The organism is Priestia endophytica (assembly GCF_026790145.1).
Classification (GTDB): Bacteria; Bacillota; Bacilli; order Bacillales; family Bacillaceae_H; genus Bacillus_I; species Bacillus_I endophytica_A.
On the sequence record NZ_JALAMS010000026.1, the window covers coordinates 54,776 to 71,362 of the forward strand.

General features: G+C 34.8%; 22 protein-coding genes. 9 read left to right on the forward strand and 13 right to left on the reverse strand.

Annotated elements, in window-relative coordinates; genetic code table 11:
- Position 1: 1 nt before the first annotated feature.
- Both MOC86_RS18665 and MOC86_RS18670 read right to left on the reverse strand, forming a co-directional pair.
- Positions 2-145, reverse strand: a complete 144-nt coding sequence (locus MOC86_RS18665; protein ID WP_268585488.1) for an FbpB family small basic protein — start codon at positions 143-145, stop codon at positions 2-4.
- Positions 146-230: 85 nt separating this feature from the next.
- Entirely contained in the window at positions 231-413 is a 183-nt protein-coding gene (locus tag MOC86_RS18670) for a YolD-like family protein (RefSeq protein ID WP_243512805.1), read from the reverse strand.
- 356 nt (positions 414-769) lie between these two features.
- Between MOC86_RS18670 and MOC86_RS18675 the strand changes: the two genes are divergently transcribed.
- On the forward strand, positions 770-1,312 hold the full coding sequence (locus MOC86_RS18675) for a GNAT family N-acetyltransferase (protein WP_268585490.1): 543 nt from the start codon (positions 770-772) through the stop codon (positions 1,310-1,312).
- A gap of 192 nt (positions 1,313-1,504) precedes the next feature.
- Here the strand turns inward: MOC86_RS18675 and MOC86_RS18680 are convergent, their stop codons facing one another.
- Positions 1,505-2,266, reverse strand: a complete 762-nt coding sequence (locus MOC86_RS18680; RefSeq protein ID WP_268585491.1) for an MBL fold metallo-hydrolase — start codon at positions 2,264-2,266, stop codon at positions 1,505-1,507.
- A 118-nt stretch (positions 2,267-2,384) separates the two neighbouring features.
- Between MOC86_RS18680 and MOC86_RS18685 the strand changes: the two genes are divergently transcribed.
- Positions 2,385-2,798: an Lrp/AsnC family transcriptional regulator gene (locus MOC86_RS18685; protein ID WP_268585492.1), complete on the forward strand. Its 414-nt coding sequence runs from the start codon at positions 2,385-2,387 to the stop codon at positions 2,796-2,798.
- A 332-nt stretch (positions 2,799-3,130) separates the two neighbouring features.
- Here the strand turns inward: MOC86_RS18685 and MOC86_RS18690 are convergent, their stop codons facing one another.
- The 3 genes from MOC86_RS18690 to MOC86_RS18700 all read right to left on the reverse strand — a co-directional run bounded on the left by MOC86_RS18690 (position 3,131) and on the right by MOC86_RS18700 (position 4,749).
- Positions 3,131-3,637 (reverse strand): GNAT family N-acetyltransferase, encoded by a 507-nt coding sequence (locus tag MOC86_RS18690; protein ID WP_268585573.1) that lies wholly within the window; start codon positions 3,635-3,637, stop codon positions 3,131-3,133.
- Between the two features lie 325 nt (positions 3,638-3,962).
- Positions 3,963-4,289, reverse strand: a complete 327-nt coding sequence (locus tag MOC86_RS18695; protein WP_268585493.1) for an antibiotic biosynthesis monooxygenase family protein — start codon at positions 4,287-4,289, stop codon at positions 3,963-3,965.
- 94 nt (positions 4,290-4,383) lie between these two features.
- Complete coding sequence (locus MOC86_RS18700; protein WP_268585495.1) at positions 4,384-4,749, reverse strand: DUF4440 domain-containing protein; 366 nt, start codon at positions 4,747-4,749, stop codon at positions 4,384-4,386.
- A gap of 102 nt (positions 4,750-4,851) precedes the next feature.
- Between MOC86_RS18700 and MOC86_RS18705 the strand changes: the two genes are divergently transcribed.
- Positions 4,852-6,078 carry an MFS transporter gene (locus tag MOC86_RS18705; RefSeq protein ID WP_268585496.1) on the forward strand — a complete coding sequence of 409 codons (1,227 nt, stop codon included), beginning with the start codon at positions 4,852-4,854 and terminating at the stop codon, positions 6,076-6,078.
- A 117-nt stretch (positions 6,079-6,195) separates the two neighbouring features.
- On the opposite strand, the gene MOC86_RS18710 is transcribed toward MOC86_RS18705, so the two are convergent.
- The gene (locus MOC86_RS18710; RefSeq protein ID WP_268585497.1) at positions 6,196-7,107 is read right to left on the reverse strand and encodes a TetR/AcrR family transcriptional regulator; all 912 of its coding nucleotides are present in this window, start codon (positions 7,105-7,107) and stop codon (positions 6,196-6,198) included.
- Positions 7,108-7,340: 233 nt separating this feature from the next.
- Between MOC86_RS18710 and MOC86_RS18715 the strand changes: the two genes are divergently transcribed.
- Positions 7,341-8,291 (forward strand): cytochrome P450, encoded by a 951-nt coding sequence (locus MOC86_RS18715; protein WP_268585498.1) that lies wholly within the window; start codon positions 7,341-7,343, stop codon positions 8,289-8,291.
- Positions 8,292-8,316: 25 nt separating this feature from the next.
- Entirely contained in the window at positions 8,317-8,610 is a 294-nt protein-coding gene (locus tag MOC86_RS18720; protein ID WP_268585574.1) for a cytochrome P450, read from the forward strand.
- Positions 8,611-8,692: 82 nt separating this feature from the next.
- On the opposite strand, the gene MOC86_RS18725 is transcribed toward MOC86_RS18720, so the two are convergent.
- A complete protein-coding gene (locus MOC86_RS18725; RefSeq protein ID WP_268585499.1) occupies positions 8,693-9,331 on the reverse strand; it encodes an NAD(P)-dependent oxidoreductase in 639 nt (212 codons plus the stop codon).
- A 180-nt stretch (positions 9,332-9,511) separates the two neighbouring features.
- On the opposite strand from MOC86_RS18725, the gene MOC86_RS18730 reads away from it, so the two are divergent.
- Positions 9,512-9,964: an Rrf2 family transcriptional regulator gene (locus MOC86_RS18730; RefSeq protein WP_268585501.1), complete on the forward strand. Its 453-nt coding sequence runs from the start codon at positions 9,512-9,514 to the stop codon at positions 9,962-9,964.
- 53 nt (positions 9,965-10,017) lie between these two features.
- Here the strand turns inward: MOC86_RS18730 and MOC86_RS18735 are convergent, their stop codons facing one another.
- Both MOC86_RS18735 and MOC86_RS18740 read right to left on the reverse strand, forming a co-directional pair.
- Positions 10,018-11,241, reverse strand: a complete 1,224-nt coding sequence (locus MOC86_RS18735; RefSeq protein WP_268585503.1) for an ABC transporter permease — start codon at positions 11,239-11,241, stop codon at positions 10,018-10,020.
- Positions 11,241-12,110, reverse strand: coding sequence for an ABC transporter ATP-binding protein (locus MOC86_RS18740; protein ID WP_268585504.1), 870 nt, complete (start codon positions 12,108-12,110; stop codon positions 11,241-11,243). The genes MOC86_RS18735 and MOC86_RS18740 overlap by 1 nt, the downstream gene beginning before the upstream one ends.
- A gap of 535 nt (positions 12,111-12,645) precedes the next feature.
- On the opposite strand from MOC86_RS18740, the gene MOC86_RS18745 reads away from it, so the two are divergent.
- The 3 genes from MOC86_RS18745 to MOC86_RS18755 all read left to right on the forward strand — a co-directional run bounded on the left by MOC86_RS18745 (position 12,646) and on the right by MOC86_RS18755 (position 14,683).
- Positions 12,646-12,846 carry a hypothetical protein gene (locus tag MOC86_RS18745; protein ID WP_268585505.1) on the forward strand — a complete coding sequence of 67 codons (201 nt, stop codon included), beginning with the start codon at positions 12,646-12,648 and terminating at the stop codon, positions 12,844-12,846.
- A 227-nt stretch (positions 12,847-13,073) separates the two neighbouring features.
- Complete coding sequence (locus MOC86_RS18750; protein ID WP_419146658.1) at positions 13,074-13,580, forward strand: DinB family protein; 507 nt, start codon at positions 13,074-13,076, stop codon at positions 13,578-13,580.
- Between the two features lie 245 nt (positions 13,581-13,825).
- On the forward strand, positions 13,826-14,683 hold the full coding sequence (locus tag MOC86_RS18755; protein WP_268585506.1) for a LysR family transcriptional regulator: 858 nt from the start codon (positions 13,826-13,828) through the stop codon (positions 14,681-14,683).
- Positions 14,684-14,710: 27 nt separating this feature from the next.
- On the opposite strand, the gene MOC86_RS18760 is transcribed toward MOC86_RS18755, so the two are convergent.
- The 3 genes from MOC86_RS18760 to rpsN form a co-directional block, all read right to left on the reverse strand.
- Positions 14,711-15,184: a DUF1643 domain-containing protein gene (locus MOC86_RS18760; protein ID WP_268585507.1), complete on the reverse strand. Its 474-nt coding sequence runs from the start codon at positions 15,182-15,184 to the stop codon at positions 14,711-14,713.
- 79 nt (positions 15,185-15,263) lie between these two features.
- Entirely contained in the window at positions 15,264-16,004 is a 741-nt protein-coding gene (locus tag MOC86_RS18765; RefSeq protein ID WP_268585509.1) for an SDR family oxidoreductase, read from the reverse strand.
- 103 nt (positions 16,005-16,107) lie between these two features.
- Positions 16,108-16,377, reverse strand: coding sequence for a 30S ribosomal protein S14 (gene rpsN / locus MOC86_RS18770; protein ID WP_040058093.1), 270 nt, complete (start codon positions 16,375-16,377; stop codon positions 16,108-16,110).
- Positions 16,378-16,587: the final 210 nt, after the last annotated feature.

The following is a 16,587-nucleotide window of genomic DNA, read 5'->3' on the forward strand; positions in this document are numbered from 1 at the left end:
CTTAATATTTATTTAAAAGCTCGTGACGTTTTTCAATACGCTTTTCAATCCTTTCTAAAGCTTGCTTATCTTGAAGTAATGCCTCCTTGTTTTCTTTTACTAATTCTCTAAACGTCTTTTTATTTTTAAGTTGTCTATTTATCATCTCAGTCTCCTTATGTTTTATAGAAAATGATTATGAAATCATAACTTTAGGATTACCTGTTTTATTAGCCTCATAAAGAGAAGATTTAACAAATTTCCTTTATTTCAAATAAAGAAATAGAATAGATTTGCTGATTTTTATCTTTTATAAAAAGGGTTTGTTTATACAAGTCTAGCTGGTGAACCTCCCCTTTACACGTTTGTAGGAGTCCATTTCTACAATAAATAACTGTAAGTGAATGTTTGCTCGTGAGTTTTTTTAAAAACATCTATATCTCTCCTTCTTGTTGCATCAGTCATCAGCGTTTTAATTCTAGATCTCTTTAAACAAATTATATTTTTAAGAGCCTGTTTTATCATTAGACTGTATGTAAGCTTTTTCTAAGGATTCTTTCTACATTGTGACTGAAGCACTCAAAAATAAGTTATGAAAGTACAAAACACAAAGAAAATTCTAAATAATGATTCTTCAGCATAATTAATTGCATTTCTAGTAGGTCTGTGTAAAAATAAGCATTTCGAAAAGGGTTTATTCTGCTTGATTGTTAGACCAAAAAGTGAAGAAATTACTCACACTGAATATGAAATAGCAATACTAAAGTTGGAAATACAGGAGTTGATATAGATGATTACAGCTGAGAAAAACATAGTGAAGTTTAAAGCAAAAGATGGACGTGAGGTGACTATTCGTCCTGCGCAAGCAAGTGATGCAGAGCACATTACAACAGCAGTCAGAGAAATTATTGAAGCTGGGGAATTCATTCAAAAAGATGAACCACGTACAATTCAAGAAGAGCAAAATTTCATTGCGAAAGTAGAAAAGAACAATCATATGTACGTTGTAGCCGAAGTAGAAGGTGAAGTGCTAGGTATTGCTCGTGTTCTAAGAGGCGAAATTAAGATGAAGCGTCATACAGGTCTCTTCCGTACATGGCTGATTTCTAAAGCACAAGGAATGGGGATTGGCAAGCAATTTATGAACTATACACTAAATTGGTGTAAAGAAAATAATCTTCATAAACTATCCTTAACCGTTTTTGCTTCTAATGAAGTAGCATATCAATTATATAAAAAAGTTGGGTTTGAACAAGAAGGTATTATGAAAGAACAAGCTTATTTTCATAATGAATATGTAGATGAAATTTATATGTCTATCTTCTTTTCCTAAATGAAAAAGACCTATTTTAATCAATTTATAAAGAAGACCCTTACGTTAAGGGTCTTCTGGCTATTTAAGAGGAAAATTGAGAAAAAAAGTCTTTCAATGCCCTATAGTTTTCTTGTTCAATGGTTTCATAGAAACGTCGAACTAATTCTTTATTTACTTGGACTGACGTTTTTATTTCTTCTTCCCCTTGTCTTAAAAGATGTATTCTTCTCCATCCTCTGGAACTTCAACACGAGAAGACATACCTTTATCTTGAATAAAGCTGTGTAAATCTTCACGAGACAATCCCCAGTGGTTGACAGCTTCCATGTGAACGACAACAATTTGAGCGTTCGGTGCTGCTTTGTATACTTCGTAGATATCCGCTTTTCCCATAACAAGAGAACCACCTTCAAAGAATTGATTATCGCCCCCGTTGACTACAATGATTTCTGGGTTATGCTTATCAATCTCTTCTTGAATTGCGTCATACCATACTGTATCTCCTGCTACATATAATGTTTTCTCACTTGAATGTTTAAAAACAACTCCACATACTAAACCTGCAAGCTTTAAGATTTCTCCTCTTCCGTGCTCGCCTTTTGTTTTGACTAATTGAATACCTTCAAAGACTGTATCCTCTGTTAATACCTCTATATTTTGAAAACCAGCATTTTTAACTTCGTTTGCATCTTCTTCATTTTGCACAAACATTTTAATGTTTTTTGGTAGCACTTCTTTTGCCACTTCATCAAAGTGATCTAAATGAAGATGAGTTAAAATGACTGCATCAATTCCATTTATAATGTCGTCAACAGATGTTGGTAAGCTTACTAAAGGATTCTTTTGATCTTGTCTTGGTGAATTTGGGAAAGGAGGGTATGTTCCTTTCTCAGCTAACATTGGATCGATTAAGAATTTTTTATTTGCATATTCTACAACTAGTGTTGCATTTCGAATGTGTTTAATATTCATGGTTACTAACTCCTTTTTTTTAATATACGGATAGTTTATACTAGGGACACATAGCAAATACAGGGATTAAATCAAGTCTTTTGGCCGTTCCACTTGATTTTTGAAAGGATTTGAATACATGTTAGATCATACAGATATACGTATATTAGAAGAACTGTCTAAGAACAGCCGAATCAAGATGAAAGAGTTAGGTGAGAAAGTTCATTTGACAGGACAAGCAGCCGCTTCTAGAGTAGCTAAATTAGAAGATAGCGGTGTGATTGAAGGATATACCATCAAAGTAAATGAAGTGAAAATGGGATACTTTGTTCATGCATTAATCAATATTTATACTAAAGATACTCACCATCAACCATATCTCTCTTTTGTAAAGAAGCAAGAAAAATATGTGATCAACAATTATAAAATTAGCGGAGATGGTTGTTATCTTCTCGAATGTAAATTCTCATCTAATGAATCATTAGATCAGTTTCTTATTGAATTAAACAAACATGTTAACTATAAATTATCAATTGTTGTTAATAAACAATAGATAATTTATTACTACAGAATTTTTTGCTAAAAAGAGAACGTGAATGTATATTCGAAGAAATAAGAGGTATAAAGACTTCTTTAGTCCATAAGCTATAATCTAAAAAAATGATATAGAGCCTGTTAATTTCATTTATGTAATATAACCCTAACATTTATTTATTATAATTAAGAATTTTAATAGACGTCTTATAAATAGTTACTATTAAACTAATAGAGGTGTTGTCTCCAATCTAGACTCGGAAACAACACCTCTATTCATAGAAAACCAAGAAATAGTTACCATAAGACAAAGAAAAAGAGTAAACAATCACGTACGTTTATGTATTGATATCAATCTTTTGGATTAATCATAGCTAACACTTGATGATCTCTCCACTTTCCATTTACCTTAAGGTTTTGTCTAGCAATTCCTTCTTTATGGAAGCCTGCTTTTTCTAGTACACGTATAGAACCAATATTATGAGGTTGTACTCCAGCTTCTATTCGATGTAACTTCAATTCATCAAATGCATAGTTTACAATTAACTTGGTAGCCTCAGTTGTAAGTCCTCTGCCATTATATTTTCCGTCTAAAAAATAGCCAATAACAGCACTTTGAGATGACCCTCGGATAATATGAAAAAGATTAATCGTCCCTACTAGTTTGTCCTCATCATTTTCAAAAATACCAAAATAATAGTCTTGATCTTGTTTTACATGTTCAGCAGCTTCTTTAATTCTTTTCACTTGACCTTCAATCGTATAGAACTCACAGCTGCGAGTCATGGCAAACTGCTCAAAAAAATCGCGGTTCTCTTTTTGCAAGCCCAGCAGTGATTGAGCATCATCAGCTATTATACGTAATTGTTCTCTTTCTTCTGTTGCCGCTTCTAGAGAATTATGAAGTAAAGTATTGATAAGTTTAATTATATAATCACTACTAACAAGCGCATGTTCTCTAATACGTTTTGTTGCAAAAGTATGTGCAGAGAATCAACATCGTCTATAATTCTTTTTTTAGATCTACTGTAAGAGAATTTGTTTTTCCTTCTCTGCTCGCTTTCATATTTATTCCATGAGTATTCATTAACATCCACTGAATACACCTTCTACCCTAGGCATTATTTTCACCGTATTTAATATAGTAGGCCTAAATATATATAATAGATTTATATAGAAAGCATTACATCTCAAAAAAACGATGTCTTTCAACTTTACAAACTCTAAGCGAGAAATTTTTGTACCATTCCCTTTTCCCTTTATCTTGCGCTACCTTATGTGCCGAGTTTTCTTTCCAAGCTTTTATGGATTCTAGGGAATCCCAATAAGAGATTGTAATCCCTAACTCTTGATCTCTAGCGCTTTCTATCCCTAAGAAGCCTTTCTGCTTAGAAGCCAGTTCGACCATTTTGTTTGACATTACTTCATACCCTTTATCCCCTTCAGTCCGCTGTGAAGTGAAAATCACTGCAAAATAAGGTGGTTCAATATTTCGAGCTGCGCCAACCATATATTTTTCCCCCTTGAAAAGTTCAATATAATGAAGCATCCTATATATTTATACAAAATAAATTCATAAAAGATTCATAATGGCCAATCAGAGCTTAGAGTGCCTTTGTAGGAGTGCCTTGATGAAAGATCATTTGCCACTGTTCGCCTGTTAACTTCCAAATAGAACTGCGTAAAGAATATTGCATAGAATCATGTTTAAGTAATCTAAATGTTGTTAAAACAACATGAGGTGCTAATAGCTTAATCTCAAAATCTGTTATTGTCATCTCGCCTACAGTCTCTTCATTAGGAAGGCTACCTATCGTTATTTCTTTATTAAAAACACGTCCTGAACTTCCAAACTCCACAAAGTCATGTGCTAAAAGCTCCTCTAACTCTATAACAGATTTGCGCACGTCTGATTGTAGCAATTTTTCTTCAAGAACATAAAGATGTTCTTTTAGTTCTATCTCTTTCATTGAACACTCTCCCTTCATTAAGTTATTATACGGAAAATAATACCACATGCTGTAAAATAGAATGGGACCATTGATTGTATACTAGAATAGGAGATTCTTGTTATGAACAAATCATATTATTCCGTTTTAATTAGTCAAGCAACGACTAACTTAGGCTTTTCTTTATATACAATGACAGTTATCTTATTTCTTCATCATCTAACCGATTCCACATTTCTCACATCTCTCGTTACGCTGGTGAGTATACTTGCTCGTATGTTAGGAAGCACTGTGCTTCCTCTGTTTTCTACTAAGCTTCATTTTTGTTCTCTTCTTCTACTGTCACAAATCATGCAGTTCACTTTCTTACTGATTTTATTGTTTTTATTTACTGAAAAGAATTCACCATCCCTAATTTTCCTAACCTTTTCAATCATTATGGTTGTTTCATTTTTTAATGGCTGGTTCTCCCCTTTGAAAACAACGATGATTAGAGTTATTGTACCATCTGAAAGTAGAGTAAAAGCTAATAGCTTATTATCTACAGTTGATCAAACATTTCAATTCATTGGCTGGTCATTTGGTGGATTTCTATTAGCTTTTTTAGGAAAAGGATCTACATTAATAATTACATTATTTTTAATCCTTATTTCGATGATCTTGCTCTTATGTATAGGAACCGTCTATAAAAGTTCTCATACCCTTAAACAGGAGTCAGTCACTTTTAGTTTATTCAATGGATGGCACTATCTTTTTAACGATAAAAAGCTAAGAGTGCTCATCATTATGGACTTAATAGAGTCTTGGGCAGGGATGATATGGATAGGTGCTATATCCTTAGCATTTGTACAAGAAGCTTTGCATAAAGGAGAAACATGGTGGGGATATATTAACGGAGCGTACTATCTAGGAAGTATGATTGGTGGGTTTGTTATATATCGCATGCCTATTAAGCTAAATAAGAATTTGATGCTTCTCATGCTATTAGGAGCTACTTCATTTGGATTTCTCACCCTTTTATATGGGAGTGTATCTAGTCCCATTCTCGCCCTTATCCTAATTCTCTTTATGGGCCCCTCCTATATTCTCAGAGATTTATGCCAAGAAACAATTTTTCAAAATGCTGCTGATGAGCATACTTTAACAAAAATAATGGCAGCACGATCAACACTCATACAGTTCATTTTTCTCTTAGCCATTATAGGAACAGGTCTAATTGCTGAAATATTTGGTGCCCGTTTCGTGTATTTAGTAGCAGGTATCTTGTTATTAGCATCTGTTATATATGGATTTTCTCACTTTTGGTTTCAATCGAACCGTGCTAATGCGAAGAAAGAGTTAGATTATTAGGGGCGTTCTTTAGTAAAGACTCTAATTAAACTATATACAAATGAAGCCAAAAACTTCTCCTGTTTAGAGAAGTTTTGGCCATATCAATTTTATAAAAGAAACGCTAAATTCAATTTTCTAATACTCCCCTTTAGTTGATGAATTTCCAATGAATCGATTTAATCCTCTCTTATATTCTTCTATCTCACTACTACCTGTAACAGGATCAATCTGTTCTAAGGAGGAAAGAGAGCTGTTAATGATAAATTTACGAGGTGAAGCGTTATCCTGTAATACTTCATCATAAATAAATGTAATAAATTCTAAACACTCTTTCTGTTTCATTTCGTCCGCAACATTGTTCTTCACAAAACGTTTCAACGCTGTTGTTACACGGATAAATTCAGTTGAAGAGTGCTCGTCCCTTCGCTCTTCAAATAAAGAAGCGATTACCTCTTCATTAAACAAGGGACCTTGATTCCCAATGCCTTTTTCCATCATTTCTCTAGTATATTCCATGCAATAATAAACAGCATGTTCAATTGTTAAAGAGGTGTTTAACATTTTATTTGTTCTAAGAACATTGTTAAGCATCCCATCAAATAACACAGCTCCATCAAATAATTGGGGATAGTCTGCTTTTGGGAAGATTTGTTGAAATCGTTTATATATCCAATTTAAAGTTGAGATTTTCAGTTCTTCTATATAATGAAAAATCTTTCTTTCGTTCAAGACTAATGTTGTTTCAATAATCTTAGATATGTTATTTTCCGCTATAAAATGCATCATAAAAATCATTTGTTTCTCAAACATGTGACAATCACTATGGGTATATTCATCCGCTAATTTTTCACGTTGTACGATCATCGATTCTTGTAAAGTAGACAGCAATGATAATAAAAGTTCACTTTTAGATGAAAAGTATTTATAAAATGTTCCTTTTGAAATACCACTTCGTTCTAGAATGTCTTGGATGGAAGTATCAAGATATCCTTTTTCTATAAAAAGCTTGTGTGCTTCTTCTAAAATGTCTTGTTGTTTCTTGTTCATCTTATGACTCCTTTATACATACGTTCTCTTCTATTTAATATATCTCATGTAGCTTTTACATTATAGAATTTTTCTTATCTCTTGATGAATGAATAAAAATAATTATATACTTGTAATACAATAATTATACTACTAGTATAAAATTGGACTATCGGTATAATTAAAATTTTTAATTTTTATACTTATAAAGAGATTACAAAAGAAGCATGTAGAAAAACAAGGAGCTCTGCTAGATGATGCTCTATGAAAGGAAGATTATGATGGAGAATTCAAATCAACGTTTACCCGAAAAAGAAGTATTAGGCTTACTTAGTGGCAAGAATGGTGAAGATCCATTTCCTTTATTCGCCCAACTTCGAGAAATAGGGCCTGTTATCTCTATTCCATCTCCACTACCTGGTACAAATCATCAAGCATGGATGGTTACACGTATGGAAGAAGCCATGCAGCTATTAAAAGATCATACTCACTTCACTGTGGACCAAAGTACAATTGAAGGCCAAGTGGATATTCGGAAAGGTAACAGTGACGCCTCTGCTCCTCCTACCTTTTTAACTGGAAAATCAATGCTTTCCGTTGACAATCCTGATCATAAACGATTGCGTAGACTTGTATCAAAAGCTTTTACACCACGTTATATGGAAAGCTTGCGTCCTCGCGTCCAGAAAATTGCTGATGAATTGCTTGATCAAGTTATCGATAAAGGTGAAATGGATATTGTGAAAGACTACGCTTATCCGTTACCAATTAACGTGATTTCTGACATGCTTGGCGTGCCTCAAGCAGATCAAGGAAAAATTCACAAATGGTCTTCAGCCATTGCACATGGTTTAGGGCTAGGAAGAAAAGAACCAGGAGTTGCAGAACAAATAAAAGCTTTCGGCGAATATATCGCAAAGCTTGTCGAAGACAAGCGTCACCATCCTAGCGATGACTTAATTAGTCAGCTGATTGCGATTGAAGAAGAGGGAGATAAACTTAGCATAGAAGAGCTTCTTTCAATGATTTCTCTATTAATTTTTGCTGGACATGAGACAACTTCAAACCTGATCGCAAACGGGACTTTAATATTACTAGATCGCCCAGATCAGCTTGAAAAGCTTAAGAAAGATGCTAACTTAGTTCCCTCAGCTGTAGAGGAATTGCTTACCTGCCACAATAGCAGGACCTCGCTTTGCTACTGAAGATATTGAATTTGCGGGGCAGCAAATTACTAAAGGAGACATGGTTATTCCAATATTAAAATCAGCAAACCGAGATGAACTCAAATTTGCAGATTCAGAAGATCTCGATGTGACACGCGAAATTAAACAACATCTTGCTTTTGGACATGGCATTCATTCATGCCTAGGTGCACCGTTAGCTCGTATAGAAGGAGACGTTGCATTTTCTACTCTTTTAAAACGTATGCCTAATCTACGACTCAGCGTTCCTAGAGAGAACGTTAACTGGGAGTTCACTTTAAGTTCACAAGGATTATCTTCCCTTCCTGTTGCTTTTTAATCAAAGTGGCGCAAGAAAGACACTTTAGCTAGAGATTTATGAAAAAAGCACCCTTTGTTAACAAAGGGTGCTTTTTCTTTTTTTACTGAGCTTCTCCTACAACAGAAAAGCGTTGTTTTATATGTTTTGGATTTTCAATTTCATCAACAACTGCAATGGCATAGTCCCCATAGCTGATATAGCTTTCTCCTTTATTATTTAGGATAAGCTGCTCCCCACCTATTTTATACTCACCAGTTCTCTTTCCTGTTGGATCAAAAAAAGCAGCTGGACTAAGGTGAGTCCATTTTACATCTTCAGTCTTTTTGAATTCCTCTAAGCTTTTCCCCATATTTGTAGCTGTTGGAAGATATGCTTCAGGAAAATCAGGAGTGTCAAATAAGCGCGTTTTTTCTTCCTTATCAACATAAAGACTGCCCGCTCCACCAACAACAATTACTCTTGTATCTGTTCCTTTTAGAGCTTCTATTAATACTCGGCCTGCTTCAATATGCTGCTGTTCTTCTCCATGCGGTGCGTTGAAAGCATTTACTACTACATCAAATTTTTGAAGATCTTCTTTCTTTAAGTCGAAAATATTTTTTTCTAGAACATCTACTTCTTTATTTTCTATCTTTCCCGCATTTCTTACAATCGCTGTTACTTCATGATTTCGATTTATAGCTTCTTTCAAAATTAAGTTCCCTGCTTTACCGCTTGCTCCGATAATACCAATCTTCATCTTTATTCCTCCTAAAAATTTAACTTGTAACTATTTTTATTACATGTAACAATAATAATTACAAGTCCGTTTTTTGTCAATAGAAAAATCACTCCCTTCTATCCTTTCCTTCTTTTCGTGTATAATAATGCTTGTAACTTCTATCAAATGGCTAGAATATGTGCAAGGAAGGTGACTGATATGTCTATAAGCAGCCGATTCTCTGTCGGAATTCATATATTATCTCTTTTAGAACTAAACAAAGAAAACGTTAATTCCTCTGAATGGATTGCCAAAAGCGTAAATACAAACTCTGTTGTCATTCGTAAGATTATGGGGATGTTAAAAAATGCAGGATTAGTGAACGTTCGCCCTGGAGTTGCTGGAGCAGAGCTTGCCAAAGAACTTTCTGCTATTACCCTTCTTGATGTGTACAAAGCAGTGAACGTTGTGCAAGAAAATGAGCTATTTAGCGTACATGGAAATCCAAACCCAGAATGCCCTGTTGGAAAAAACATTCAAGAAGCGGTGATGCCGATCTTCACAGCTGCACAGTTAGCACTTGAAAAATCGCTCGGAAATGTAACTATTGAAGATGTTGTAAAGGATATTAAACAAAAGGCCGAAACAGAGAGCACAAATACAACATGCTAAAAATAAAAAAGCAGGAGGATAGCTTAGCTATCCTCCTGCTTTTTTAGAACATTTTATCCCTTGACACTTTCTTTCTTCATCATACCGAATACTTGCTTCCAAGACATCTTCTCACTATATTTCATAACACCTCGTTTGTATAAACGATTTGCAATAATACTTATAAGAAGTGTTGTGACGATAATAATGACAGCTCCTAAAGCAAGTTCCCATCCAGCTGCACTTCCCATTAAATAGCGACTAAACATAAGGGTTGGTGTAAGAACAGGAATGTATGAGCAAATCGTAATATAACTAGCCGTCGGATCCCCCATTGTCATGAATCCTAAAAAGAAGTTTGCAAATGAAACCAATGTTAGAGGAAAGGTAGAATTATTAATATCTTCCGTGCGTGAAACAAGTGATCCTAATGCTGCATAAATCATTCCATTTAACATGAATCCAAGTAAGAAGAACAAGATAAATAGAAGAGTAACCGAAACGGTAAAGCCGCTTACATCAATAAAACCTAAGGCCAGGCTATCTGCCCATCCCAGTGACTTAGCAACCAGGAACGAACCTAGTATAACGAGTATATTCGCAAGACCAACAAGCATATTCGAAATGATTTTTCCATACATCATTGTAATAGGTTTTACTTTTGTAATCATAATTTCCATTACGCGGCTGCTTTTTTCACCGACAATTCCATTTGCAATACCTATCCCATACACAAGGATAAACATATACATTGTGAAAACAAATACCCAGACAACCCCTGTTGGTTTATCATCTGTATCTGAATCTAATACTGTGTCTTTAATAGTAATTGGCGTTTGTAGCTCTTTTAACACATCGCCCGAAATGCCTTGTTCAGTTGAAACCTTTGCACTGTACTGCTGTTGAAGAGTGCCTTGTAACACTGTTGTAACTGAAGCTGGTGGTGTAAATTCGTAGCGCTGTTCAAGAACAGGCTTTCCTGATTGTTCTTCAATAATATAAAGAGCTTCATAATCCCCATCTTTTACACCTTGTTGTGCTTTACTAACTTGATTACCTTCTAAAAATTTAAACTTGTAATCTTCTTTTAAGTTACCTAACATTGCATTATCTGAAACTTGATATGTTGTACCTTTATTTACAATGGCAATCGTGTCTTTCTCTCCATCACTTTTAAAATGTGTAAACCCAAAAAAACCAATTATCGCTATAACAGGAATAATAATCCCGATCCAAAAACCTTTTTTCCCAAACTGCTCTTTTAAATGAAACCCAAGTACTTTTCCGAAATTCCCCATTATCTCACCTTCTCCACAAACACTTCATGAAGGGTTGGCTCAAGAAGTGTGAATTCTCGAATTGCAATACCATTTTGTTTTAAAGTGTGAAGTAGTTCTAATCCTTCGTCATCGCTTTTCACTTTTTGTTCGTAGTACAGGCCATTTTTCTCCCACTCACTAGAAAGAGGTTGATCAACCTCTGGCAAGACACGAAGATAACGATAGCCATAACTTTCTTTAATTTCTTTTACTGTTCCTTGCACAACTGGGTTTCCAGCTTTCATCATAATAATATGCTGACAAAACTGTTCAACCTTATCCATCCGATGAGAAGATAAAATAAATGTTTTACCTTTATGTACTTCTTCTTGAATGATGCGTGATAGTAAATCAGCGTTCACAGGATCAAGACCGCTAAATGGTTCGTCTAAAATGATAATATCTGGATTATGTAGGACGGTTGCGATAATCTGAACTTTTTGCTGATTTCCTTTTGAAAGCTCTCCTGCTGTACTGTTGTGATAATGAGAAATTTCAAAGCGTTCGAGCCATTCTTTAATCTTTTCTTTTGCCTGCTTGCGTTTCATGCCTTCAAGCTCTGCAAAATACAGAAGCTGCTCGCTCACTTTTGTTTTTGGATACAGTCCTCGTTCTTCTGGAAGGTATCCAAAGGTTACGTTCCGTTTAGAAAAGTTTTTCCCTTCCCAAAGTACGCTTCCCCCGTTTTTAGGAATAAGATCAAGCATCATTTTTAATGTCGTTGTTTTTCCTGCTCCATTACGCCCAAGCAAACCAAGAATCTCGCCGCGTGGTAATGTAAAGGAAAGATTGTTTACTGCCTGATTAGACCCAAAGCGTTTGCTTAATCCTTCAACTACTAACGTCATGTTTGCACCTCTCTTTTTTTAATTAATATGTTTTTAGTTTGCTATTTTTCTAATAACATACAATTTAACTTTTCATTTATCCCTCCTCTACTTTTTTACGAACAACTTCCAAAAAGGTTTCAAACCATTTCCATTTCTTTATCCTATTTTTCCTAGAAGTAATGATTTTCCCCTAGCTTTCTAACTAATTTAAAAAAAACCAATGATTGTTGCTACAAATAATACAACAAAAAAGGCAATTATAACGTACCCAATCATTTTAATGCCTTTTGGAGTGTTTTTATGACTTCCTTTGTATAGATTTCCTGTCACTTTATCTAAATGATTTTCAACATCGTTGAAAGTTTTTTTCTGTCATGCATATCTCCTCCTTTATTCTACGATAACAAACTTCCTCTACCCTTTCATACAATAATAACCATGGTTTCCAGTTACTTTTTATTGTTCTTTTCTCACTAATGTTTCATCCTCCTATAAAATAGGGAAAAGAATAGTGTAAGAACAAATGATTATACATAAAAAGGACGGATTTATAATGAAAAACAAGCCTTCGAAAAATGAATTTATTATGGCAATTCTTTTTACCATTATTATGGCGATCTCCGCCCTTTACTTCCTTATAGCACAGCAGAGTAAAAACGGTGTGATTGTTTCCCTTCTGTTCACCATCATGGGTGGTTTAATGATAAAGAAAGCCAAGAAAAATTCACATAAACCAAAAAGCAGGAAGCTTTGAATATGCTTCCTGCTTTTTGGTTTATGTGGCACAGTTTGACTTTTTTAACACTTTACTTAAACTATTTTGGAACTCAATGTTCATCTTAATTGCTGTATTTCATAAAGGTTCTCACTTTTGGAAATTTAAATTATAATAATCTTCTAAATAAAAAAATGAAATTCCTGCTTTTTTTGTCGAATGGTTAAAATTCTCTCTAGAACTGCTAAAAGAAAGGAGAACGTAAAGTGAAAGATTTATCAACACCTAATATGGATATCATTACAGGCATTCTCTATAGTACAGTGTCAGAAAATGTCCTCCGTCTTAAAGAAAGTGTTGGAGATGCAAGCGAAGCTGAAATTCATTTCAAAGGAAAAGACCATGATGAAAATAGTATTGCAGAGCTTTTAAAACATATTGCATATGTTGATCTAAGGTGGGTGTATAGATTGAAGGGTACTCTTGTTCCTCCAGAGCTAGAGAAAGAGTACGGACCTGAGTTAGACGAAAAAGGGAATCTCCCCTCTGCTGAAGGATCTTCTCTCTCCTTTCTTCTTCAACAACTAGACGCTGTTCACCAAAAATTAAAGGAAGTTTGTGTTACGTTAAAAGATGAAAATTTAACAAAGGTTGTTTCATATGAAAAAGGCGAAAAAGCAACAATTAGATGGGGACTTTGGCATATGGCAGATCATAATCGTTATCATCAAGCACATATCAACAAACTCCGTCAAATGTATAAAAGAGCATAAAGAAAAAGGCATTCACCGCCGTGAAGAGCATAAAGAAAAAGGGGAAATTCTTTACAAGAGTAAAGAGGGTTAAACAAAATAAGGGAAAGTCTTGCTACCGCTTTGTTACATTGTAAAAAAGAGTTGTAATTTGACTTTTTTGCTTGTTTTGTTTGACATCTTTATCTTATTATAAATATGTAATAAAATAAAATGATTAAAATTAACAAAAGTCATCATTTTTTTTGATGGGAGTCCAACAACAAATGGAATTTAAAGATTTACTTATTTTTAAAACACTTGCTGAAGAAGGCAACGTCACAAAAACAGCTGAAAAGCTTTGTTACGTTCAGTCGAATATTACCACTCGGATGAAGAAATTAGAACAGTCTCTAGGAGCTACACTATTTTATCGTCACTCAAAAGGAATTACGCTCACTTCAAAAGGAAGACTTCTTCTAAAAAAAGGAGAAGAAATTTTGCGGCTTGTAGAAGAAACGGAAACGTTATTAAAAGAAGAAGACAGTCCAGCAGGTCATTTAACAATTGGAGCTAATGAAACAACGGCTCTTGTGCACCTTCCCCCACTTTTGACAACGTTTAGCATGCAATATCCTGATGTTCATCTTTCTCTGCAAGTTGATTCAACCGAAAACTTAGTTGAAAGCGTTCTTTCTCACGAACTTGACGGCTCTTTTGTTGTAGGTCCTGTGCATCATATTGAAGTTGAAACTCTTCCTGTATTAAATGAAAAGCTCGTTATCATTACAAACAGTGAAGAACCTTTTAATGAAACAAATCCAAGTCATCAAACTCTTTTAACTCGCCCAAACTATGTTCATCACGCTCGTATTCATGAATGGCTAAATGGAAATGGAATTAAACCTGCAAGAACGATGGAGTTTAATACATTAGAAGCAATTATTAGCTGTGTAAAAGCAGGACTCGGGTTCTCTGTATTAACTAAATCTCTTGCAGACTATCATCGGAATGATGGATATCTTCACTATCATGAGCTTTCTGCTTCTTCCTTTCAAACCATTTTTATTTATCGAAAGGACGGACTAATTACAAAAGCATTTGATGCTTTTACAAAATCAATTGAAGCTGAATTTCTCTCTTAAAAAGCACGAATTTCTCGTGCTTTTTTTCTATGAATTATACAGGAAAGGTTTAGCGGACTTCTTCATGAAAAGCGGATGTCTTGGATGGCGCTCTTTTGTAACCCCAAGCGCGTAGAGAGGATAAGATTTTAAAAGGGTTAGGACTTTTTCATTTTGCTTCAAAAAAGCTCCATGTATTCCCCATGCAAGAACAATACGCTCTGCTCGATTAGCAGCTTGCAGCAAAAATTGTTCGTTACTTACCCCAACAGGTTCCTTTGCTTTTTTCAACATTTCAGGTGTGCTTGCTCGGTAGGAAAATAAGTTGACAACTTCAAGAGAACCATATCCCCATTCCTTTGCAAATGCAATACATCTTCTAACAGTGGGATTATCTTTTGTTTCTCCTTCTGTGCTTGGATTAAGCATAATAAAGACAACCCTTGGCTTCGTTTCGTCCCAAATACGCCAAAGGGAGTAACGGTACACTCTTGTTTCATCTAAGCTTGCGCCTGTAATCATTCTCTAACTCCTTTGCTCATTTTCTTGAAATCAGTTTACCACAAAAAAACTCCTAGTCGCTTGGACTAGGAGAAGGTAATTATTGTTTATGATGCATTGGTCGAACAGTTACTTCATTTACATTCACATTTTCCGGCTGTGATAAAGCGAAAGAAACGGCTCTTGCAATGTCCCCTGGTTCTAATGGATTGACAGTACTTTGATGATTTCTACTTATTTCTAATACTTCTTCATCTGTTGTATGGCCTGATAGTTCCGTTTCAACCATGCCTGGCGAAACGTTTGTAACGCGTACGCCTGTTTTTGCTAGTTCTTTCTCCATTCCCATTGATAGCGCCCGTACGGCATATTTTGTTGCCCCGTACACAACGTTTGAACGTGATATTTCATGCCCTGCTACAGAAGAAACGTTAACAATATGACCGCTTCCTTGTGCAATCAACTTCGGAAGCACAGCATGAATCCCATATAGGACTCCTTTAATATTCACATCAATCATTTTCTCCCATTCTTCCACCTGATCGTTTTTTAAGAATGAACGATACATAACCCCTGCGTTATTAATGAGAAAGTCAATTCGCCCAAACGCTTCTTGAGCTTTGGTCACCACATTTTCTACTTCTTCTTTTTTCGTTACATCAGCTTGCACAACAAGAGCATTGCTTTTTTCTTCAATTTTACGAGCTAAATTTTCTAACCGTTCTACACGACGAGCGGATAAAACAACTTGAACTCCTTGTTCAGCAAGCTGTAGAGCAATTGCTTCTCCAATACCACTGCTTGCGCCTGTAATAATCGCTACTTTTCCTTGTAAATTCATCTTTTGATTCCTCCTATGTATTTCTTTTCTTTTTCTTTCCCTTTATCATCTTAACGTAATCTATTCTTCAATTAAAATAAAAGAGAGCTTTAATAGCTCTCTTTTACCAGCTTGATTTCTTAACACCAGGAACCTGACCTTTATAAGCAAGCTCTCTAAATGCAATGCGTGACATTTTAAATTTGCGCAAGTATCCGCGAGGTCTTCCTGTTACTTGGCAGCGATTGTTCAAACGAGTTGGCGAAGAATCACGAGGAAGTTTCTTAAGAGCCTCATAATCCCCTTTTTCTTTTAGTTCTTTGCGAAGCTCTGCGTATTTTTCAACCATTTCTTGACGCTTTAGTTCTTTTACTACTTTTGATTTTTTAGCCATAATATTCTCCTTTCAAAAATAAAATACTCTACACAAAACGTAATCATTACGATTTAACTCCATTAGTTTAACTTATTCATTTCAAAAAATCAACTTATTCGCATCATCTGTAAAACATCATTTCTAGTTTTCAAAATGGGTCATATCCATTAGACAGTGAAGCATCTGTCATGTAGAATTGGATTATCTGTTTTTTAGCGAAAAACAAAT